The sequence below is a fragment of the Sulfurimonas sp. NW7 genome, from assembly GCF_051132265.1.
In the GTDB taxonomy this organism is placed as follows: Bacteria; Campylobacterota; Campylobacteria; order Campylobacterales; family Sulfurimonadaceae; genus Sulfurimonas; species Sulfurimonas hydrogeniphila.
In genome coordinates, this window is the sequence record NZ_CP093235.1 from 656,152 (window position 1) to 677,990 (window position 21,839).

Sequence of the window (21,839 nt, forward strand, 5' to 3'; positions counted from 1 at the left end):
CATAATGAGCAAACTACAAAAAATACTTGTACGGGCCCGCCGTCAGGTTTTTAGTGAGATGGTTGGAAACAATCCGTCTATTTTTCAAGGCGAGGGCTATGACTTTATAGAATTGCGTGAATATATGCCCGGTGACGACATTCGACATATTGACTGGAATATCACGGCAAAACTGCAAAAGCCTTATATTAAAATATTTCGTGAAGAAAGAGAGTTGAATGTAGTCGTGGCATCAATGCTCAACGGCAGTGTCTATTTTGGCTCCAAACGGTTTAAACAGGATGTTATTGCAGAAATTACAGCCATGCTGAGCTTTTCGACGATAAAAAACGGTGATTTGCTGAGTTCCTACATCTTCAGTGATAAGCTGGAATCTTTTTTAAAACCGAGTAAAAAGCTTTTTCAGGTCCATAAAAGTACGAATGAAATTTTGGATTTTGATCCTTTGAACAAAAAAGCAGACTATAAAGTTTTGGCAGATACTCTGTTTAAAAGGCTCAAAAGAAAATCTTTGATTGTCATTGTCGGAGATTTTTTTGAAATCCCTGATTTTAAAGTATTGGCAAAAAAACATGAAGTAGTGGCTGTTATTGTACGTGACAGACTTGAAGAGAGACCGCCGGAGATGGGTTTTACCTCTTTGGTGGATCCTGAGAGCGGTGCTGTTTTAGAAGGTGATTTTAATGCACAAACAGTCAAAGAGTATGCGAAAAAAGTTTTAGTGCATGACAGAAAACTTTATGCAACATTCAGAAAACACCAGATTCGATTTACAAAAGTTTATACAGACGGAAAAACCGGTGTTTCCTTACGACGATTATTTGAGGGCAGATAGATGCAAAACCTACAACAAAATGAAATTCCTTTGCATGATATTAAGCCGCTTATAGAGATACATGAGTACTCTTTATATTATCTTATCGGAGTGAGCCTTTTAGTTGTTCTGATACTTTCGGGTTTTATATATTTGGCATACAAATGGATGCAAAACAGAAAAAAATACAACAAAAGAGCAGAGCATTACAAGAGGCTATTTTCGGTAGACTATTCAAATCCGAAAAAAGCGGCATATGATTTGACATTTTACGGAGCAACTTTTAAAGATGACAGTGAACGTCATTTAAAAGCCTATGAAAATATGTTGCAAATACTCCAAAAATACAAATATAAAAAAAATGTAGAAAATTTTGATACAGATACTTTACATGTAATAGAGTTATATAAGGGAATGATAGATGTTTGACGGCATATATTTCGAATTTCCAAAATTACTGTTTGTTATATTCTTTTTTATAGCATGTGAAACACTTTGCAAAATGAAGCTGCCTTCAATTTACTTTCCGCATGCTTCACAGTTTATGAAGAGCAATGTTTCTGCATCAAAACTGCTTTTCTTTTTAAAATGGCTCACAATTGTTATGATGATTTTGGCACTTATGTCGCCGGTAAAAGACGAACCGTATGAGTTGAAGCCAAAACACGGGCATGAGATAGCCCTTATTCTGGATGCTTCGGGTTCTATGAAAGAGCGTGGATTTGACCCGCTCAACCCCGCTGCATCACGCTTTGATGTTGTGAAATCAATTGTACGGGATTTTATAAACAAAAGAGAAAATGACAATATGGGACTTGTCGTTTTTGGTTCCTACTCTTTTATCGCTTCACCGTTGACATATGACAAGCATATACTGTCCCGCATTGTTGCTCAGCTTGAAGTAGGAATGGCGGGAAAATATACAGCCCTGTATGAAGCATTGGCACAGGGAGTGAACCTGTTAAAAATGAGCAAGGCAAAATCAAAAGTGGCTATTTTGCTTACAGACGGCTACTCCACAGCCGGAGTGGATAAAATTCCTTTGGATGTGGCACTGGATATTGCCAAAAAAGAGGGGGTAAAAGTTTATCCGATAGGGATAGGCGCTCCTGATGAGTACAACAGAGCCGTGCTTATGAAAATTGCAAAAGAGACAGGCGGTGTTGCCTTTGGTGCTGCAAATGCCTCACAGCTTAAAGAGGTCTATGAAAAAATTGATGCACTGGAAAAATCAGAGATAAAAAATGAAACATTTTCCTATAAAAACTATTACTATTTTTATCCGCTGTTTATAGCATTGTTGTCTCTGCTGCTTTATGTCTATTTACGAAATAAAAGAGGGAGTGTAATATGAGTTTTTTACATCCGGAATTTCTTTACTATATGTTACCGTTAATTGTTATACTCTTTGGATTGTTGCTTACACAAAAAGAATCGCATGCAACATTTTTTTCAAGCGAGGTGATGCAAAGACTCAGAGTCTCTTCAAACACTTTGACACTCAAAGCAAGAAATGCACTCTTTTTTCTGATTGCTGTATTGATGACACTTGCTTTGGCAGGTCCTGTCATCAAAGACGGAAAGATTGAAGTGACGGCTAAGAGTGCTGATATTATGATAGCTTTGGATATATCAGATTCTATGTTGGCAGAAGATGTTTATCCAAACAGATTAAAACTGGCAAAACAAAAGGCTCTTGAACTCTTGCGTCTGGCACCAAATGAGCGCATCGGTGTGATTGCATTTGCAAAAAATTCCTATCTGGTGTCGCCCTTGAGTTTTGATCATGAAGCTGTTGCTTTTTTACTGAAAAAACTTAACACGAATTCTATAACAGAGCAGGGCACAGACTTTATGTCGATGCTGCAGGTTGTCGATAAAAGTATAAAAAAAGATGCAAAAAAATATTTGCTGATATTGAGTGACGGCGGAGACAAAAAAGATTTTTCTCAAGAGACTGCTTTTGCAAAAAAGCATGACATAGCGGTATTTGTGCTTGGTGTAGGCACACCGCAGGGAGCACCGATAAAGCTTGAAAATGGAGAGTTCATCAAACAAAACGGAAAAATCATTGTTTCAAAACTCAATGATAAAATTGCAGACTTGGCAACAAAAACAGGTGGTGTTTATATTGAAAGTGTCAATTCTGATGCCGATGTCAAAGCAATGCTTAAAGAGATTGAGCGTCACAGTAAGAAAAAAGAGCTCAAATCCGAGCAGATTGAAAAATATATACCATTGTTTTATTATCCTTTGGGACTGGCACTTCTGCTACTGCTTATAGCGACATCTTCTATGAGTAAACGGGTAAAAGTCGAGGTGCCGGGATTGTTTGTTTTAGCCATTTTGCTCGGAAATCCTGCTCCGTCATATGCGGGATTGCTGGACTTTATGCATCTGGATGAGGCAAAAAATGCCTACAAACACAAAGAGTATGAAAAATCGGCAAAAATATATGACAGTTATGCAAAAAAGAGCAACCGCAGTGAAAGTTACTATAATGCAGCCAATGCCCTGTACAAGGCAGGAAAGTACAAAGAAGCGGTTCGAAATTATGAAAAAGCAACTTTTGATGACAAAGCTGCACGTGCGAAAAATTTTTCAAATATGGGGAATGCCTATGCAAAAATGGGTAATGAAGCAAATTTGAAAAAGGCGATAGAATCTTATGAAAAATCTTTAAAACTTCATGAAGACAAAGATACAAGAGAAAACCTAGAAGCCGTAAAAAAAGCCTTAAAGAACAAAGAGCAGAAGAAACAACAGCAGCAAAACAAAAATCAGAAGAACAAAAATCAGAAAAACAAAAATCAGAAAAAACAGCAGCAGAAGAATCAAAAAAAACAGCAGAACCAGCAGAATAAAGATAACAAAAAGAACGAAAAAAAGCAGGATAAGAACAACCAAAAGAACAATCAGCAGCAAAACAACAAGCAAGATTCCAAAAACTCCAAAGGCAAAAAAGACAAAAAGAGTGAGCAGAGAAAATCTCAAAAGCCGAGCGAAGAAGAGAAAAAGCAGCAAGAAAAGAATGGCGAACAACAAAAAAATCAGAAACAAAAAGAGCAAAAGAAAAAAGAACAGCAGCAAAAATCTCAGCAAAAGAGTGCGGAGAAAAAACAGAAAAAAGACAAAAAGAAGTCTGCTTCCGCATCAGCTGCACAGGCAGAAAAAATGAAAAACAGGATGAGTGATGCAGAAGAGGCAAAATGGCTTAAAAGCCTTAATAATGAACAAAGTACGTATTTATACAGATTAAACCAAAGTAACAAGAAGAAGGAAAACAGTAATGAAAAACCTTGGTAAAATAATAATAATTTTTAGCCTGCTTGCAACGGCAGGATATGCAAAGGTTGTGGCAAAGGTATATCCTAAAAGCGTTGTCAGCGGAGAAGTCGCAACCTATACCCTGACAATTACAGGCGGTGAAGTCAATAAACCGCTTATCAGTACAATATGCGGCAGCAATGTATTGGGGACAAGTTCTCAGACAAGTATTGAGATGATAAACAATGATTATAAAAAAAGCTATGTACTGAGTTATCAGTTTATGCCGCAAAAAAGCTGTGTGATTTCACCGGTGAGTGTTGAAGTAGATGGAAAAACAGAGCAATCCAACAGTGTAAAAGTAACGGTAAAACCGGCAGTACAGGATAAAAATGCCGATTTTGTACTGAATTTGATTCCCTCAAAAACAGAGTTGTTTGTGGGGGAACCGTTTACGCTCAATCTGGTGCTGAAACAAAAAGAAGATGCCGAAGCCGTTGACAGTAAATTTATAGCGCCGGATTTTAAAGGCTTCTGGATCAAAGGCGAATCACAGGCAACAAGAACTCAAAAAGACGGGTATGTCATCACAAAAGCAAGCTACAGACTGGCTCCGCAAAGAGAAGGAAATCTTACAATTAAACCGGCACAGCTTAAAATTGCGACAAGAATTTCTTCAAGGGATGTCTGGGGAGGTTTTATGCCTCAGATAAAATGGAAGAGCTATTTTTCAAATCCGGTGGAGTTACATGTAAAGCCTTTGCCTAATAATGCAAAAATAGTCGGTAACTTTACAATTGAAGCGACTGCCGACAAATTGGAGATTAATCCTAATGAAGCAGTGAATGTTACCGTCAAAGTGACAGGTGAAGGTAATTTGGAAGATATTAAGAGTTTTAAACCCTATATACCGGGTGTAAATGTTTTTGATGAAAAAATAAATATCAAAGGCAATACTCTGACACAAAAGTTAGCCTTTGTTTCAGATAAAGATTTCACAATTCCGCCTTTTTCACTGGCATTTTACAATCTTAAAACAAAACGGGTAGAAAAAATCTCTACACAGCCCATTCATATCAAAGTAAACGGTGCGGTGAAAAAAACAGCATTGAAAATACAAAGAGAAGAGTCTGTTCAAACTCCTGAACAGCCTTTACATGTAAAGGACAGAGCAAAAGTCTATGACAAACTTTCTATAGGTATAGCTTTTGTTGCAGGAGTTATCATTGGAATATTGATTATGATATTTGCAAAACCGGTGAAATTTTTGAAAAAAGAAAGAGTATTGAATCTCAATGATGAAAAGCTGTTGCTTATAAAACTGTTGCCGTATAAAGACAAAGATAAGGAAGTGAAAAAAGTTGTAGATATTTTGGAAGCTAATCTTTACTCTTCAAAAAAAGAGAAGATAGATAAAAAGCTTGTAAAAGAACTGCTGAAAAAATATGATATATCCTAATCCAGGATATCATGCAGTTTGTTGGCATTGGCCATCTCTTGATGGACTTTGTCCCACTCTTCGTTTTGAATGTTTTGTTTGAGATTTGTAAGCTCTGTTTCAAAAAGTTCTATAGCTTCAAGCAGATTCTCTTTGTTCTGTCTGAAAATATCTTCCCACATATAGGGAGAACTCTTTGCCAGACGACTCATGGAACGAAACCCACCTGCAGCCAAGGCTAAAATTGTGTGCTTGTTTTCCTGCTTTAACACAGTGTTGGCAATAGAATAAGAGATGGCATGGGGCATATGTGAAATAAAAGCGGCATGACGGTCATGCTCCTGAGACTTCATAAAATGTTTTTTCATATGCAGCGATTTAAATATTTTTTTGGCAACCTTTGTCTGCAGTTCTCCACTCTCTTCAAGATCGCACAATACAACAACCTTGTCGTAGTAAAGATTTTCAACCGCGGCATGCGGGCCAAAGTTTTCTGTTCCGGTCATAGGGTGTGCGGCTACAAAGTTTTTGCGTATCTGCGGCGGGACAGAGGCTACAATTTTTTCTTTTGTGCTTCCCAGGTCGATAATGGTGGTATCTGGCCCGACATCCGTCAGTTCTTTTAATATTTTAATTACACCGTTGACAGGAATGGCAAGAAAAATAACATCACACTTCTTCACCTCTTCAAAAGAGACTATTTTGTCTACCAGTCCAAGGCAAAGGGCATCCTGTGTATGCTTTTGATTATGATCATAACCTACAATAGAGTCAACATAATTTTGTTTTTTTAATGAAAGGGCAAGGGAACCTCCCATCAAACCTAATCCAATAATTGCTATATTCATATTTGTTCTTTCTGTTAATTTGTAAAATTATACTCAGTTTAGTTGATAATTTTGCTAAAATCAGATAAATCTATGGTACTGATGATAAGTTTTAAAGTTTGTGAACCTAGAAAAATTTTGATTCAGACTAGCAATGTTAACAAGAAACTTCTGTATGTTATTGATAAAGTTATTATGAAATAAAATAATATACAAATTTATATCCCTATATTACGGGCTTAAAAAGTTAGAAATATTATTTCGTAATAACTCAATATTTTAAAGTTTCAGCACCATTACCTTCCTTGAATTTAGCTTTGATTATCTTCGCAATGAAGTTTGGAAGGTCATTGATGCTTGTATCCACTTAAGTAATACTTTTTAAAGCCATGTGTTATTTGTCTTCTAACTGGTCAATTAGCACTTTGCTGAATTCCTGTCTTAAATATTCAGGTATCAAACGCAAAGGTAAAATGTAATCTTTAAATAATTAAAGCAAAATAATGTTATTCATAAAAGGTACATAAAATTGACTATATTAAGTTTATTGAGTTTATTTATTGAGGGGGGGTATAATTAAGATTATTGAGAGTTGATTTTAGCAGAAACCGTTTAATATTAGTTGTGCATCCTTTTTAGTGATTCTTCTTGTAAAATGACATTTAGGATAAGTACTACAGCCTAGGAAAGGAGTGTTTTTATTTGCATTTCTTAAAACTAATGGTTGATTGCAAAATGGACATGAACTACCAACCGATAATTTTTCAGTTTTTTTACTGTCGCTATCTTTTTCGATAATTATATCTATTGCTTCCTTTTGTATATTCTCTTTTGGTTTAGCAATTTTATATTTTTTCTCATACTCAAAAACAACAGGGGAATGGTGTGCAATTAAAAATTTTGCTAGTTCTTGAGCTTTTTCAATAGTAACCATCTTTGATGCACTTTTAAAGGCTTGTAGTGTGCTTATATTATCGATTTCATCTCTTCGGGTATTGATATAAGAGTCTGCTCTATAAAATTTTTTTGGTAGTGTTTTGTTTGTTATATATGTATTTGGATTTAATAAAACTGCATTACTTAGAATAGGGAATCCACCTAATACTTTGATGCGCTTTCCAATGTCGAAATTATTATTTATAAAATCACCGAGTAATTTTGCATGCCTTTTACTTTGCTCTATTGGGTTTGGAAAGCTTTTAATTTTATTATTATATTTTACATTGATAGAGTTGTCGTCATTTATAGTTACTTCACCACTAAAACTTTTACTTTCTATTAACTCAATACCAAAGCGTGTAATAAGCATATGGTCAATTTGTGCACTTTCTCCGTTATACTCAATTCTTAAATCATGCAACACAATTATATGTTTACTGTCTTTTAGATAAAAATCTATATAGTAGGCATTTTGTTTTTCTGCTTCATAGCCATTTTTTAAAGCTAATAAGTCTTGTTTTATAAGAATTTTTTGTTTTTCGCTTGTACTTTGATTTAATAATAATTTAAGTGCTTTTATTGATTTTGGCTTTGAATCAAATTCTTTCAATATCATAATGTAATTATTATCCTGTTTAATTGTTGATTGAATTATATCTAATTATATTTGTATCAAGAAGGTCGTAATAGTAGAATATAAATTTTGTACTTTTTTTGTATCATTTTTTTACAAGAAAATTGCAAAATTTTAAGAGAAAGCTTGTTTATAGAGACGCTATTTACTGGTTACATTTGCATTACAAATGCACTAATTTCAGTTTCGTTTTACTTAATATTAACCACATAATGGGTAAAATCTTTACTAATTTTTTAAATGGAATATGAATGAAAATACTTTTGTCTTTTTTGCTGGTTGTATTGACAACTAATATATATGCGCGTGTAGTGAAAACTATTGATTATAATGGATTAATCCACCTTTCCAAGCCGGTTGCCTTGAGAATTTTAGGATTTGGCGAAGGTGATGACATAGACAAAGAGATGGTTGACAAAGCGATTAAAAAATATTTTGATCAAGGCTATTTTAATGATATCTGGACAGAATTTGATGAAAAGGGAAAACTGACTTTTTATTTTAAAGAAAAAGCAATTATCTCCAAGGTGGAACTCAAGGGCTGGAAAGAAGATGATGATGAAGTCAAAGAGTCTGTCATTCAAATCAAAAAAGGGTCGTTATATGATGAAAAGAAAATTGAAGCTGCTAAAAAAAGAATCATTGACGCAATTTCACAAGAAGGTAAAATTGACAGTGTCGTAGAAGTTGAAACGACATATTTGGAAAACGGAAGTGTAAAAGTTACTTTTGTTGTGAACGAAGGCGAAGAAATTATTATCAAAAAATTACAATACAGTGGTGTATACGGCTTGGATCCGGATGATTTTGATGATGTTATAGCCAATAAAGAGCAAGAATTCATGGGCTGGTTCTGGGGACAGAATGACGGTAAAATGAGTCTGAGAGATTTGGAATACGATAACCTGAGAATACGTGACTATTATATGCAGTACGGGTATCTGGATGCGAAAGTAGATGAACCTTTTGTGCGGGTTGATTTTGACAACTACAGTGCTGATATGAGTTATCTGATTTCAGAAGGCAAACCATATAAAATAAGCAAAATTTCTGTCAATCAACTTGTCCATGTTGCAGATGATGCAAAATTACGAGATGCCATCTCGCTGAAAAAAGATGAAACTTTCAATATCAAAACTTTTAGAGAGGACTCAAAAAAGATTAAAACACTTGTTGCAGATTTGGGTTATGCTTTTGTTCAGGTAGTGCCTGACTTGAAAAAAGACAAAGAAAACCATACAGTCGAAGTAGTGTTCAAAGTTATGCCCGGCGAGAAAGTAAGAATCAGAAATGTATTGATTTCAGGTAATAACAGAACACTTGACAGGATTATTCGCCGAGAGTTGTATTTGGGACCGAATGATATGTATTCATTGACGGATTTGACAGATTCTCGTGCAGCACTTGGAAGGCTTGGGTTTTTTGATGGCAATACAATTGAGGAAAAAAGAATTGATAACAAGACTATGGATTTGATTGTTAAAGTCAAAGAAGCTCCCACGGGCAATATTCAGCTGGGAGGCGGCTATGGAAGCTATGGCGGTATTTTGCTAAGTATAGGTGTGAATGACAGAAACATTTGGGGTTCTGGGATTAATGTCGGAGTAAAGGCTGAAAAATCTGAAACGACGCAAAACTACTCTTTTAATATTTCAAATCCTCGTCTTAATGACAGTGATTTCAGTGGAAATTTTTCCATTTATCATTCTGCTACTGATTATATAGACTACTCTGTCTTAAGTGATGGTCTGGCAATGGGAATTGGACATCGTTTTACACGTTATATTAATGGCTATCTTGGGTACGCTTTTTCTAGTAACAGTTACACTTTTGGAAACGATTTTAATGCGAGTGCATATGATATAAATGCTTTTGAATCATATACAAAAAGTAGTGTAACGGTTAGTGTAAAATGGGATAATACCGATGATTTTTATTTACCTCGTAAAGGTTTTACACTTTCTCAAAGTATTGAAAAGTCAGGATTAGGAGGAACGGCAGACTTTATAAAAACAAGAACCAACTTTTCCAAGTATTACGGTTTGGAACATATTTTGGGATTTGATGCTATTTTTAGATATAAAGCAAGATTTTATGTCCTTATAGATAACGGATATATACCAGTCGCAGAAAAATTTTATATGGGCGGGATTGGAAGCGTGCGAGGCTATCAGGCATATTCACTTTCTCCAACCGTAGCAGATGCCAATGCAACAGATGGAATAAGAAGAATAGGCGGAACACAAACTTTTTCAAATAATATAGAATTGAGTATGCCTTTGATACCAAAAGCAAAAATGCGTATAGTGGCTTTTGTAGACTGGGGAATGATTTCGGATAATGTAACAGATAATTTACTAACCAACAATATTTCAAGAGCCGGATACGGGCTTGGACTGGAGTGGTTCTCACCTGTCGGCCCGATTCAGCTAATGTTTGCCCGTCCGATAAACCCTCAGGATGGCGACCAGACTGCAAACTTTGAGTTTACAATGGGACAGAGATTTTAGAATTTTACGCTAAAACTGTTATGTTCACACTCTAGTTTCAGTACGGCTTCTTTGGCGAGATAAAGTTTTTTTGAAGAGTTTACATGTAATGTGTTTTTTTCAAACACTAACTCAAAATCCAGGTTTCTTGGCCTGTGGCTTAAGAGTGCTATACTTAAAGAGAGCAGAAAACTGAGTGTTTTCGTAATCTGTTCTTTGGGAAGAAGTTTTTTGTAGAGTTGCAAATGGGTACTTGACGGCAGTTTGTTTTTAGCGTACTTTGTCAATGTGGCAATGAGCATGATGTCGTGATGTCTGAAACCAAACTCCAGGGCACTTTTTATCAAATAATAGGTATGCTTGTTTTGGGAATAAAAATGGACACTGCTTCCTGCGGGATATAGTTTTGCGGCTAAGGCAAGATTGTATCTGTATTTGTAGTCTATACCAAAATATGCATGGGTTAAATCAAAGAGTTTTTTAGCCAATAAGCTTAAATTATTTGAAAACTGTCTGTCTTTTATATGCGAATCTATAATATAGCGCACGGAGGTATTGTAATTGTGCGGAAATTTATGTTTGGAGTTCCTTAGCAAATCACTCAGATATACACCCTCTCGTACACCTACACCGCTTGTAATTACTTTTGAGATATTTATCTTTTTGATAAGTCTTTGTAAAATAAGCGTACCGGGTTTAATGACATCAAATCTGTTACTGTTGATAAAAAGGCTTTTGAGTTCTTTGTTGCTTTTTGCATTGAGCAGTTCTTCTATAAACTCCTGCAAGAGAGTGACCTTAAATTCATAAGCGTGAAGTTTATTCAGCGGATATGTTTCTCTCTTCATGATAGAACTGGATATTGCCCGAAATGTTCCGCCGATTCCGATGAGTGTTTCAACTTTCATAGCAGGAAGCATTTGGAGTTGTTCGTCAATATACCTGATGGCACCTTCTATGTCATCAGCATCAAAATAAAGCTCTTTAAGACGTACTGTTCCAAGTTTGAGAGATAGAGGATGGGAGACATTGTTTTTGTCTATATAGGCAAGCTCAGTAGAACCGCCTCCTATATCTATGCTGAGTGCATTTTCCTGCATTGGCAAAAGATTGGCACAGGCAATGCCTCCGAAGTACGCTTCTTTTTCGCCACTGATAATTTTTATATTGAGTTTGAGTTCTTTTTTTACTTTTTGTAAAAAATCTTTTTTATTGGGGGCATCTCTGAGTGCCGAAGTTGCAACACAAAAGAGTTTGTTTGTCTTAAAAGAGTTGCTGATCTGTATAAAGTCACTCAGTGCATCAAAAGCTCTTTGCATAGGAGTCTCTTGCAGAGCTCCTCCGTGTTTGTAGGCATCTTCAGAAATTCTGACCTTTGACTTCTCTTCATGAAGCAAATGAAAAGCAAAACGTGACACTTTCTCATATATCACCATTCTCACTGAATTGGAGCCTATGTCTATGATTGCAACACGCTTTGCCAAAGAACTACTCTTCTATTTCTAAATTTTTATATTTAAACTGCAGTTCTGCTACAGTTTCAACATTATCTTTATCCGGCACTATGCAGTCAACAGGACAAACAGATATACAGGCAGGTTCATCATATATGCCGACACACTCAGTACATCTGTCGGGATCAATGTAATAAATCGGATCACCTTCTTCTATTGCCAGTGTAGGACATTCTTCTCTACATGCATCACATGCTATACATTCATCATTTATTATTAAAGCCATATTCAAAAACCTTATATTTTATATTTATTTTTTAATCTGACGATTTATAGCAAATTAAAGCTTTATTATTTTTGAAAGATTACCTCTTCTTTGGAATTATACAGGATAATTTAGAATTAAGCTGCAAAGATGCTACTGTTCCGTCAATTCCGTCTTTTCTGTTTCTTATGCTTATTTTCGCTCCTAAGGCATCTGCGGCGCTTTTTGCCAGGAAAAGACCAAGACCGACGCCGGATTTGTTTCCTTGACGCTTAAATGGTGCAAATAAATCTATACTGTCATCAATTCCACATCCCTCATCTACAACCTCTATCAGTAATCCGACATCATCCTGTGAACTTCTGAGTATGATAGATTTGTCCTTGGGCGTAAATTTAATGGCATTTTGCAAAAAGTTTTGCAGAATCTGGTTTAAAAGACTTATCTGCAGTGTTGCCATAAATCCGTCGGGTTTAAAATCCATATGCAGCTGTTTGCCTTCGTTTTCGGCAAGCAGTTTGAAGTCATTTGCTTTTTGTTTTAAAAAGGCTATGACATCCACCTCTACAGGTCTGTCAAGCTGCGCTCCTTCCTGACGGCCTATGTTGAGTATGTTTGTTATAATTATATTCATTTCATCGACAGTTTTGTTGGTTGTTTTGATAGCTTCTATATACTCTTCGGGTGAGCGTTTTTTTATGAGAGTTACCTGGTTTTTTAATTTTATAACCGCCAAGGGAGTTTTCAGTTCATGTGCGGTCCCTATAAAAAGCTCTTTTTGATATTTGACAAAATTTTCAATTCTTAAAATCAGATGGTTGAGCGTTGCCCCCAAAGGTTCAAACTCTTTAGGAAGTTTTTTCATATCTATCTCTGTGATGAGGTGCTCATTCATATTTGCCAGTTTGTTTGAAAATGTCTGAATAGGAGCAATAAGCATTTTGGACAAGGCAATAGCATAGATAATAACAAGCAGGATACTTGCTATATTGATAACAAAGATATATCTTTGAATCTTTTTCAGAAGATGCTTTGTCTGTGTAATATCTTTTGTAATTTTCAGATAGCTTTTATCATCAAGGTTAAAGGGATAGATGAGCGTTAAAAAAGTATGATTATTTTGAGAAGTTTCATAAATATCCATACCGGTATGAGAATTTTTCAAATTAATGATGCCGACATTTAAAGAGAAAAAGTTTTCTCCCATTGATTCATCTGTCTGAAAAACTGATTTGTATGCAGAAATATTTTTGGCATATTGTACCAATTCCTCTTTTTTTTCATCATATATTGATTTTTCTATATAAAAATACAAGAGAGATGAAAAGATGATAATGAGTGTCAGTGATGAGAATATCAGTTTGATTAAAAAGTTTGTCCGAATACTTCGTGAAGAGAACATGATATAACCCCATAAATATTTTTATGAAATTATATCATTATTTAAAATTTTATTAGATTTCTTTTGGAAAGCAGAAGCGGTAGCCTCGACGACGTACAGTTTCTATAGTAGTGATTGATAATGGTTTGTCCATTTTTTGTCGAATCTGATTGATTGCTACTTCAATGACATTTGGCGTAACAAGTTCAGGCTCTTCCCAGATAGCGTCAAGAAGCTGTTCTTTGGAAACAATCTGATCACGATGACGTGCAAGGTGAGTCAGTACTTCAAAAGGTTTTCCTTTGAGCTCTATTTCAGTCTCTTTATAGGTAATTTTTTCTTCTTCAGGATTAATTGTCAAGTCTTCAATCTCTATGATATTGCTTCCGCCAAAACGCAAACGCGCTTCAATACGAGCGATTAATACGTCAAAATCAAAAGGTTTTCTGATGTAGTCATCAGCACCGGCGCGCAGTGCCTCGATCTCACTTTCATTGTCATCTCTGGCTGAAATAACAACAACAACTGTCTTAGGAGTTTTTGTTTTGATATCACCTATGATATCCACTGAATTTCCGTCTGGAAGCATCCAGTCCATCAGAACCAAATCATAGTTACGGATGTCTAAATAGTATTCACCGTCTTTTAATGTCTCTACTACATCACTTTGGTAACCAAATTCTTTGAGTCCTTCTGCTAACATTTTGTTTAATGTTACTTCGTCTTCTATAATTAATATACGCATTAATTCTTTCCTGTGCTTAAATATTTGGTGGAATAATAGCATAAATTTAGGTTACTTTAAAGTTTTTTTCAATTTTTTTTAAAAAAAAATGAAGTTAGGATTAAGATTGGAAGTTTGTAATATTGCTTACACTGACCTTGCAGTCGGGTAAAATGGAGGGTTTTGTGATTTTTAGATATAGAGTATTTATTTTTGAAAAGTTATTTTTAAGCTCTCTGCTCAAATCATGAAGTGCATCTTCAATAAGTAAAAATTTTTTGTTTTGCATATCTGTTTTTATAAATTCTGCCACCTCCGCATAGTTTATAAAAACATTGTCCTCAAAATCATATTCTATTGCAACATCAATAATGACTTCCTGCTCATTTTGTCTCTCATGTTCCAAAATACCGATGATACATGTAAAGCGTAACTCTTCTATATGAATTTTCAAGTTATATGACTCTTTTTTCTTCACCCTTGATGACACGAATGATATTGGGGATATGTTTATAAAACAGAATAAATACAATAAATACAACCGGTGCATGCGGCATATTCGGATGAAGAACAAAACTTGTAACAAGCAAAGATAAAACACCCGTGAGGGAAGAGACGGATGAGATGCGGACTGTTTTAGCCATAACAAGCCACACAACAAGAGCAATTGTTGTCTCCAGCGGCAAAAGAAGCATCATAACGCCCATTCCTGTTGCGATACCTTTGCCTCCTTCAAATCCAAGATAGGGGGAAAAACAATGACCAAGAACTGCCAAAACAGCAATAGCCCATAAAACGGATTCGTCAAGCCCCATGAAGTAAGCAACAGCTAAAACGCTGACACCTTTGAGTGCATCCAATGCAAGGGTTGCAATACCGAGTTTTTTTGCCAGGTCCGGATTTTTTTCCTTGACAACGCGTAAAACATTTGTAGCACCAATACTGCCGCTTCCTGCAGACTTGACATCAACACCTGCAAATTTCTTTGCAAGCAAAAGACCAAAGGGAATACCTCCAATGAGATATGCAGCAATATAAAACTGTACATTGATATTAAATAAAAAATCCATAAATTACCTTAAAATATTTGAGTGACAGCATTCTACAGTTTTTATGCTAAATATATTTTGATATAATTGCATAATAATAAAATTATGAAATACAGGATGATTTTTTGCAGTTAACAAATGATGAATTAAAAAAACGAATTTCCGAGCTCAAAGAAAAACTGAGTGTCACAGTTGTTGCGCACTTTTATCAGCGTGATGAAGTGTTTGAACTTGCTGATATTACAGGCGATTCATTGGAATTGGCTATGAGAACAATGGCAGATGATGCAGAATTTGTACTCTTTTGCGGTGTCGGATTTATGGGACAGAGTGTGAAAGTTCTTTCACCGGACAAGCGTGTTGTTATGCCAAAAATTGCCTGTTGTGCAATGGCCCGTATGATTGACTCGCTTTATTATGATGATTCTGTGAAATTTTTAGAAGATAACGGCATTGCCAGAGAAAACATATTGCCAATCACCTACATAAACTCCAATGCTGAGGTAAAAGCAAAAGTAGGAGAGATGGGCGGAATGGTTTGTACAAGTTCAAATGCCAAAAAAATCATTACAACAGCATTGGCGGAGGGGAAAAAAATTCTTTTTGTTCCTGATCGATGTCTTGGACAAAATATTGCCAACCAGATGGGACTTAAATCTATGGTGATTGGACAAGCTGGTGATCCCAAAGAGGCAGACATTATCTGCTATGACGGTTTTTGCTCGGTGCATCAGCTTTTTACACTGGATGATATAGCTTTTTACCGTAAAAAATTTCCGGGTATAAAAATTGCAACACATCCTGAATGTGATCCTGCTGTTTGTGATGCCAGTGATTTTGTAGGTTCAACCTCACAGCTTATCAAATATATTACAGAGTTGCCCGAAGATCAAAAAGTGGCAGTCGGTACAGAGTTTAATATGGTAAACCGACTGCGACCAAAAAATACCTATGTGTTAAGCTCTACAAAACCGGAATGTCCGACAATGAATGAAACAACGCTTGAAGATGTTTACCTGACACTCAAAGCAATAGATGAGGGTGCGCCGATAAACGAGATAGAAGTTGATCCAAAAACGCAAAAATGGGCAAAAATCGCATTAGAGCGAATGTTGGCATTATGATAGAACAGTTTGTAAAAGAAGCCTTGGCTGAAGATGTGGGGCGTGGTGATTTATATGCACTCGTAGAGCCTGCGGTACCTGCAAGTGCTAAAATCATAGCAAAAAGTGATGGGGTTGTCGCGGGACAGAAGTATATAGACGTTTTGGCAAAGCTTGAAAACTTTTCTATTCAATGGTTAAAATCTGACAGGCAGTCATTTCACAGTGGAGAAACGATTGCGGTCTTGGAAGCAGATTCGCATACACTGCTTCGCTGTGAAAGAACAGTTTTGGATATGCTTTTACACGCAAGTTCTATTGCTACACTGACAAGAAGATATGTTGCAATAACAGAGTCGTATAAGGTAAAACTTTTGGACACAAGAAAAACAAGACCATTATTGCGAATATTTGAAAAGTATGCAACACGCTGTGGCGGTGCTGTAAATCACAGAATGGGACTTGATGACTCTCTGATGATAAAAGACACCCATCTCAAAACAATTCAAAATCTGCAAAGCTATATAGAAAATGCAAGAAAGGTTATTCCCTTTACTGCAAAAATTGAAGTAGAGGCCGATACTCTTTTTATAGCACAGGAGGCTATGCAGGCGCAGGCAGATATCGTTATGTGTGACAATATGACACCGGCTCAGGTTGAAGAGGTTGTGGCTTTTAGAAACGAAAACTATCCGCATATCCTTTTAGAAGCGAGTGGAAACATCTCTTTGGAGACCATTGAGTCTTATGCAAAAACAGGAGTAGATGCTATCAGTTCAGGTTCATTGGTGCATCAGGCCAACTGGATTGATTTGTCAATGAAAATGGATTAGAGGTCATAATCTATGGCTGATGATGCTGAAAAAACAGAAGAGATCATTATTCCCAACAAAAAAGGAATACATTTCTTTTTCTGCGTTAGCCATTGCGGCACTAAAGAAAAATCTATTTTAGATTTTTATGAGTTCTTCTAGGAGATATGTATGGCTGATGATGCTGAAAAAACAGAAGAACCCACCCCCAAGAAAATAGAAGATGCCCGAAAAGAGGGAAATGTTCCAAAGTCCCAGGACACTTCGGGAGTGATAACACTTTTTGTTGCCATACTTGGTATTTTAATGCTTTTTCCTTATATGGCAACACATATGATCCGTCTTTTTCAATACTATTTTTCCCTCATAGGCATGCCTGTAGACAAATTATTTGCAATAGATATTACCATTGTTACTATAAGGGAGTTTTTGCTTATGGTCATTCCTCTGGCTGCTGCTGTGGCGATTGCCGGTGTAGTGGCTGCACTTGCGCAGTTTGGGTTTCTATTTACTACAAAGGCTATCATGCCGGATTTTAAAAAGATTGATCCCATCAAAGGAACAAAGAATCTTTTTTCTTTAAAAAAGCTTATTGAAGGTGTGAAAGTAACACTGAAATCTTTTACAACCCTGGGTGTCGGATTTCTGTTTTTCTTCTATTTTATTGAAGAGTTGCCCACAGTTGCACTCTTCGGACTGCATGATCAGCTTGTCTGGCTCAAAGATAAAATGATAATTATTGCTTTTGTGATGCTCTTTATTATCTTTATCTTTGCAATAATAGATATAATTATCGTAAGAAAACAGTATTTTGACGGGTTGAAAATGTCAAAACAGGAGATTAAGGATGAAATGAAAAATATGGAGGGTGATCCACTCATAAAATCAAAAATCCGACAGATTCAAATGGAAGCTTCTCGAAAAAGGATGATGGCAGAAGTTCCAAATGCCGATGTGGTGATAACGAATCCTACACATTACGCTGTTGCCATAAAATATGACGAGGCAAAGGCACGGGCTCCGATTGTCATTGCAAAAGGAATGGATCATATAGCACAGCAAATCAAAAAAATAGCCAGAGAGAATCATGTTCATATTGTACAAAACCCCTCTTTGGCCAGAAGTCTTTACAAAGAAGTTGATGTCGACAAGCCTATTCCCGAAGCATTGTTTCATGCTGTAGCCGAAGTTTTAGCCTATGTTTACAAGATGAATAAAAAATAGTATATAATTATATTTAAAAAAGTAGACATTTGAGAGCTTTTGATGATATAAAAAATGCAAAACATATAGTAATTCAAACAGACAACCTTTCATTTGCAAATGCAAATGCTCTGTATTCTTATGTATTGACTCTGCATAAAAAAGTCTCCCTGGCTGCTATTGAACAAATTGATGAGAAGTTTTCTTTTTTACCGTGGTTTACCCGCGTACGTGAAACTGTACCAAAGCAGGCAGACTGCATAATAGAAGCAAAACCTGATGCAACAGAACTCTATTTTGCATTAAAACAAGAAGGTGTTTCTATCAATCCAAAAATGGCAACAGCACTGTTTGGGGCTCTTTTGGAATTTACACAGGGATTTTCAAATGCAAAATGCACGGGTACAGCTTTTGCTGTGGCTGCTGAGCTTATAGAACTGAAAGCTGATCAGTTTACATGTAAAGAGTTTTTACAAAGAAGAGAACCCTTGTCATTGTTTCGTTTGAAATCTATACTGTATAAAAAGATGCTGCAGAGTGATAATGCGCAGGTTATGAATATGTATGTCTCAGATGAAGATTTAAAATCAAGCGGTGCAAGGTTGAAAGATGCAGAAGAAATAATGAAAGAAGTATTGAAAACGGTACATGTAAAAGAAGTCAGGCTTTATAAAAGTGACGAAAATAACAAAATATTAAAATCAATTAAGGAAATATAATTTGAGAAACAAAAAAAACAGATCTTCGGTTGGCGGATTTTTTATAACGGCCCTTCTTATAGGCGCAGGAGCATATGTCTATTTTTCTGCAATGTTTGAAAGAAATGCTCCTGTAGTTACACTGCAGACAAATGGTTACTGGAATCTCAAGAAGCCATTGCCGTTAAAGATAGAAGATGAGAGCGGTATCAAATCATATAAAGTTATTTTACGAACCAAAAATGGTGAGAGTGAGTTGTTATACAATCAACTGCTGTATCCCGAAAAAGCAGTTAGTTTGAAATTGGAACCGCCAAGAGGTGCTTCAGCAATCAAAGACAAAAATATTGAAATTATTGTACAGGCACAGGATGCGAGTAAATGGAATTTTTTAAATGGCAATACGGCGGTAAAATCTTTTAAACTGAGAATTGACAAAAAAAGACCGCAGGTAAACATTGTGAACAATTCGTATAAAATATCCCGGGGAGGTGCGGCCCTTGTGATTTTTAAAGCGGAAGATGAAAACTTAAAAGAGTTGTACATAAAATCAAATCACAATAAACATTTTAAGGTAGAACCTTTTTATAAAGAGGGATATTATATAGCTTTGCTTGCCTGGCCTGTGCAGGATGAAGGTTTCAAAGCAACAGTTGTAGCAAAAGATTCTGCGGGAAATGTAAGAAAAACCTATGTTCCGCTTTATTTGAAAAACAAAACATACAGGCTTTCAAAAATTACAATTTCCGATAAGTTTTTAAACGGAAAAATTGCCGAACTGGCTGAAGAATTTGATGAGACTCAGGGAGTAGAGGATCCTCTGGAAAGATTTAAAATTATTAATGAAAATATACGAGAAAAAAATGAGGCGTTGATACATAAACTCACGTCAGATGTTCCACAGGAAATGATCAGTGATTTTAAAATTAAAAAAATGTATCCTTTGAAAAACGGAAAGGTTGTGGCATACTTTGGAGATCATAGAAAATACTACTATAAAGGTCGGTTTATCAGCGAAGCCTACCATTTGGGTTTGGATATGGCCAGTCATGCAATGGCTCCTGTACGTACTCAAAACGGCGGGAATGTAGTATTTGCAGATTATAACGGACTGTATGGGAATTCACCTGTTATTGCACACGGATTGGGGCTTTATACTCTCTACGGACACTGCTCAAGTCTGGAGGTCTCCGCGGGTGATGAGGTAGCACCAAACAGTGTTATTGCAAAAACAGGAAAAACCGGTTATGCGATGGGAGATCATTTACATTTTGGTGTATTGGTGCAAGGTATAGAAGTCCGTCCTCAAGAGTGGATGGACAAAAAGTGGATAAAACTTAATATTAATGATATTATTAAGAGTGCTAAAAAAATCATTGATGGCAAATAAAGGATAACAGATGTATCAAACAACAATCAAAAAAAGTGTGGAGCTTGTCGGGATAGGCTTGCATAAAGGTTCTCCTGTGCGCTTACGATTAGAACCTCTGGAGTCAAACAGCGGTATTGTGTTCTATAGAAGTGATGTGGATGTTTCTATTCCCTTGGTTCCTGCGAATGTTGTTGATACGAAAATGGCGACAGTTATAGGCAAAGACAATTATGTTATTTCTACAATAGAACATCTTTTGTCCGCGGTATATGCATACGGCATTGACAATCTTCGTGTTGTTGTTGATGCGGATGAAGTACCCGTGATGGACGGGAGCAGTGCAAGTTTTTGTATGCTTTTGGATGAAGCGGGCATACAGGAACTCGATATTCCAAAAAAAGTAATGATGATTAAAAAAGAAGTAGAGATAAAAGAAGGAGAAAAATATGTAAAACTTTCTCCTTCTCCTGATTTGAACTATGACTTTACCATTAAATTTCCTCATCCTGTTATTCAAACACAGGCGTATGTATTGAAATTTACCAAAGAAAGCTATAAAAATGAGATTGCCCGTGCAAGAACATTCGGATTTTTACATGAAGTACAGTACTTGCGTTCAAAAGGACTTGCTTTGGGAGGCTCACTGGAAAATGCAGTGGTTTTGGATGATAAAAAAATACTTAACCCTGAAGGTTTACGATTCAGTGATGAGTTTGTACGGCATAAAATTTTAGATGCAATTGGAGATATGAGTCTGATTGGAATGAATTTCATAGGAAATTACGAAGCATTGGCAGGAAGTCATGATCTCAATCATAAATTGACACTGGCTCTGCTTAAAGATGCCGACAATTATGAAGTGGTAGAACTTGTCGGTGAAAAAACCAGAGAGTTAGAAAAAGCCTATGCCTAAGGTTGATATTTTATGTATAGCATTGGGTTCACCGATTCTTATTGGTATATATGCAGAGAATAGACTTATAGAAACGATACAGAGCCATGAAAAAAGTTCGGATGCCCTGCCTTTAATCTATAAAGAGATATTTGACAAATATAGTGTGAAAAAACTTTTGTATGCCAATGGACCGGGAAGTTTTATGTCCATCAAAGTAGCCTATATATTTCTAAAATCACTGAGTATATTAAAAAAAATACCGCTTTTTGCAACAGATGCTTTTTATTTTAATAAAAATCAGCCTATCAAAGCGATTGGAAAGCTATATTTTGTTAAAATTAACCAAGAGATAAAAACTCAAAAAATAGAAACAGCACCGCAGGCAGATTTTATATTGCCGGATGTGTTGGATTATAAAGAGTTTAGCACAAATACAGCGCCCCTTTATATGATAGGTGCAGTTGGATAGGATAAT

Annotated in this window: 22 protein-coding genes; 14 read left to right on the plus strand and 8 right to left on the minus strand. The window is 35.9% G+C overall.

The window, feature by feature from the left end:
- The first annotated feature begins 4 nt into the window (after positions 1–4).
- Genes MLC35_RS03570 through MLC35_RS03590 form a run of 5 tightly spaced genes read left to right on the plus strand, consistent with a single transcriptional unit; the run spans position 5 to position 5,540 of the window.
- On the plus strand, positions 5–835 hold the full coding sequence (locus MLC35_RS03570) for a DUF58 domain-containing protein (protein ID WP_418641159.1): 831 nt from the start codon (positions 5–7) through the stop codon (positions 833–835).
- Positions 836–1,243, plus strand: a complete 408-nt coding sequence (locus tag MLC35_RS03575; RefSeq protein ID WP_346389541.1) for a hypothetical protein — start codon at positions 836–838, stop codon at positions 1,241–1,243.
- Entirely contained in the window at positions 1,236–2,168 is a 933-nt protein-coding gene (locus MLC35_RS03580; protein WP_151900809.1) for a vWA domain-containing protein, read from the plus strand. The genes MLC35_RS03575 and MLC35_RS03580 overlap by 8 nt, the downstream gene beginning before the upstream one ends.
- Entirely contained in the window at positions 2,165–4,120 is a 1,956-nt protein-coding gene (locus MLC35_RS03585; RefSeq protein WP_434637843.1) for a VWA domain-containing protein, read from the plus strand. Before MLC35_RS03580 ends, MLC35_RS03585 begins: the two co-directional genes overlap by 4 nt.
- On the plus strand, positions 4,104–5,540 hold the full coding sequence (locus MLC35_RS03590; RefSeq protein WP_151900807.1) for a BatD family protein: 1,437 nt from the start codon (positions 4,104–4,106) through the stop codon (positions 5,538–5,540). Before MLC35_RS03585 ends, MLC35_RS03590 begins: the two co-directional genes overlap by 17 nt.
- Here MLC35_RS03590 and MLC35_RS03595 read toward each other — a convergent pair.
- Together MLC35_RS03595 and MLC35_RS03600 are read right to left on the minus strand one after the other, a co-directional pair.
- Positions 5,537–6,367 carry a prephenate dehydrogenase gene (locus MLC35_RS03595; protein WP_151900806.1) on the minus strand — a complete coding sequence of 277 codons (831 nt, stop codon included), beginning with the start codon at positions 6,365–6,367 and terminating at the stop codon, positions 5,537–5,539. The two genes, MLC35_RS03590 and MLC35_RS03595, sit on opposite strands and share 4 nt — an antisense overlap.
- Positions 6,368–6,944: 577 nt before the next feature.
- Complete coding sequence (locus MLC35_RS03600) at positions 6,945–7,901, minus strand: NERD domain-containing protein (RefSeq protein ID WP_434637846.1); 957 nt, start codon at positions 7,899–7,901, stop codon at positions 6,945–6,947.
- 269 nt (positions 7,902–8,170) lie between these two features.
- Here MLC35_RS03600 and bamA point away from each other — a divergent pair, with 269 nt between their 5' ends.
- Positions 8,171–10,429, plus strand: coding sequence for an outer membrane protein assembly factor BamA (gene bamA, locus MLC35_RS03605; RefSeq protein WP_434637848.1), 2,259 nt, complete (start codon positions 8,171–8,173; stop codon positions 10,427–10,429).
- Here the strand turns inward: bamA and MLC35_RS03610 are convergent.
- The 6 genes from MLC35_RS03610 to plsY all read right to left on the minus strand — a co-directional run bounded on the left by MLC35_RS03610 (position 10,426) and on the right by plsY (position 15,302).
- The gene (locus tag MLC35_RS03610) at positions 10,426–11,892 is read right to left on the minus strand and encodes a Ppx/GppA phosphatase family protein (RefSeq protein WP_434637850.1); all 1,467 of its coding nucleotides are present in this window, start codon (positions 11,890–11,892) and stop codon (positions 10,426–10,428) included. The genes bamA and MLC35_RS03610 overlap by 4 nt on opposite strands.
- A gap of 4 nt (positions 11,893–11,896) precedes the next feature.
- Positions 11,897–12,148 (minus strand): YfhL family 4Fe-4S dicluster ferredoxin, encoded by a 252-nt coding sequence (locus MLC35_RS03615; RefSeq protein WP_151900803.1) that lies wholly within the window; start codon positions 12,146–12,148, stop codon positions 11,897–11,899.
- Between the two features lie 79 nt (positions 12,149–12,227).
- Positions 12,228–13,529, minus strand: a complete 1,302-nt coding sequence (locus tag MLC35_RS03620; protein WP_346389545.1) for a sensor histidine kinase — start codon at positions 13,527–13,529, stop codon at positions 12,228–12,230.
- Between the two features lie 52 nt (positions 13,530–13,581).
- The gene (hsrA, locus tag MLC35_RS03625) at positions 13,582–14,253 is read right to left on the minus strand and encodes a homeostatic response regulator transcription factor HsrA (protein WP_151900802.1); all 672 of its coding nucleotides are present in this window, start codon (positions 14,251–14,253) and stop codon (positions 13,582–13,584) included.
- A 100-nt stretch (positions 14,254–14,353) separates the two neighbouring features.
- A complete protein-coding gene (locus MLC35_RS03630; RefSeq protein ID WP_434581339.1) occupies positions 14,354–14,686 on the minus strand; it encodes a dihydroneopterin aldolase in 333 nt (110 codons plus the stop codon).
- Position 14,687: 1 nt separating this feature from the next.
- Positions 14,688–15,302, minus strand: a complete 615-nt coding sequence (plsY, locus tag MLC35_RS03635; RefSeq protein WP_434637853.1) for a glycerol-3-phosphate 1-O-acyltransferase PlsY — start codon at positions 15,300–15,302, stop codon at positions 14,688–14,690.
- Between the two features lie 104 nt (positions 15,303–15,406).
- On the opposite strand from plsY, the gene nadA reads away from it, so the two are divergent.
- Genes nadA through MLC35_RS03675 form a run of 8 tightly spaced genes read left to right on the plus strand, consistent with a single transcriptional unit; the run spans position 15,407 to position 21,833 of the window.
- On the plus strand, positions 15,407–16,405 hold the full coding sequence (gene nadA / locus MLC35_RS03640) for a quinolinate synthase NadA (protein ID WP_151900799.1): 999 nt from the start codon (positions 15,407–15,409) through the stop codon (positions 16,403–16,405).
- Positions 16,402–17,217, plus strand: a complete 816-nt coding sequence (gene nadC, locus MLC35_RS03645; RefSeq protein ID WP_434637856.1) for a carboxylating nicotinate-nucleotide diphosphorylase — start codon at positions 16,402–16,404, stop codon at positions 17,215–17,217. Before nadA ends, nadC begins: the two co-directional genes overlap by 4 nt.
- 12 nt (positions 17,218–17,229) lie before the next feature.
- Positions 17,230–17,358, plus strand: a complete 129-nt coding sequence (locus MLC35_RS03650) for a hypothetical protein (protein WP_269138895.1) — start codon at positions 17,230–17,232, stop codon at positions 17,356–17,358.
- A gap of 9 nt (positions 17,359–17,367) precedes the next feature.
- A complete protein-coding gene (gene flhB, locus MLC35_RS03655; RefSeq protein ID WP_434637857.1) occupies positions 17,368–18,420 on the plus strand; it encodes a flagellar biosynthesis protein FlhB in 1,053 nt (350 codons plus the stop codon).
- A gap of 29 nt (positions 18,421–18,449) precedes the next feature.
- Positions 18,450–19,118: a DHH family phosphoesterase gene (locus MLC35_RS03660; RefSeq protein WP_418641164.1), complete on the plus strand. Its 669-nt coding sequence runs from the start codon at positions 18,450–18,452 to the stop codon at positions 19,116–19,118.
- A 1-nt stretch (position 19,119) separates the two neighbouring features.
- Complete coding sequence (locus tag MLC35_RS03665) at positions 19,120–20,487, plus strand: M23 family metallopeptidase (protein ID WP_434637859.1); 1,368 nt, start codon at positions 19,120–19,122, stop codon at positions 20,485–20,487.
- Between the two features lie 10 nt (positions 20,488–20,497).
- Positions 20,498–21,382, plus strand: a complete 885-nt coding sequence (lpxC, locus tag MLC35_RS03670) for a UDP-3-O-acyl-N-acetylglucosamine deacetylase (protein ID WP_151900795.1) — start codon at positions 20,498–20,500, stop codon at positions 21,380–21,382.
- Positions 21,375–21,833, plus strand: a complete 459-nt coding sequence (locus tag MLC35_RS03675) for a hypothetical protein (RefSeq protein ID WP_151900794.1) — start codon at positions 21,375–21,377, stop codon at positions 21,831–21,833. Before lpxC ends, MLC35_RS03675 begins: the two co-directional genes overlap by 8 nt.
- The last annotated feature ends 6 nt before the right edge of the window (positions 21,834–21,839 follow it).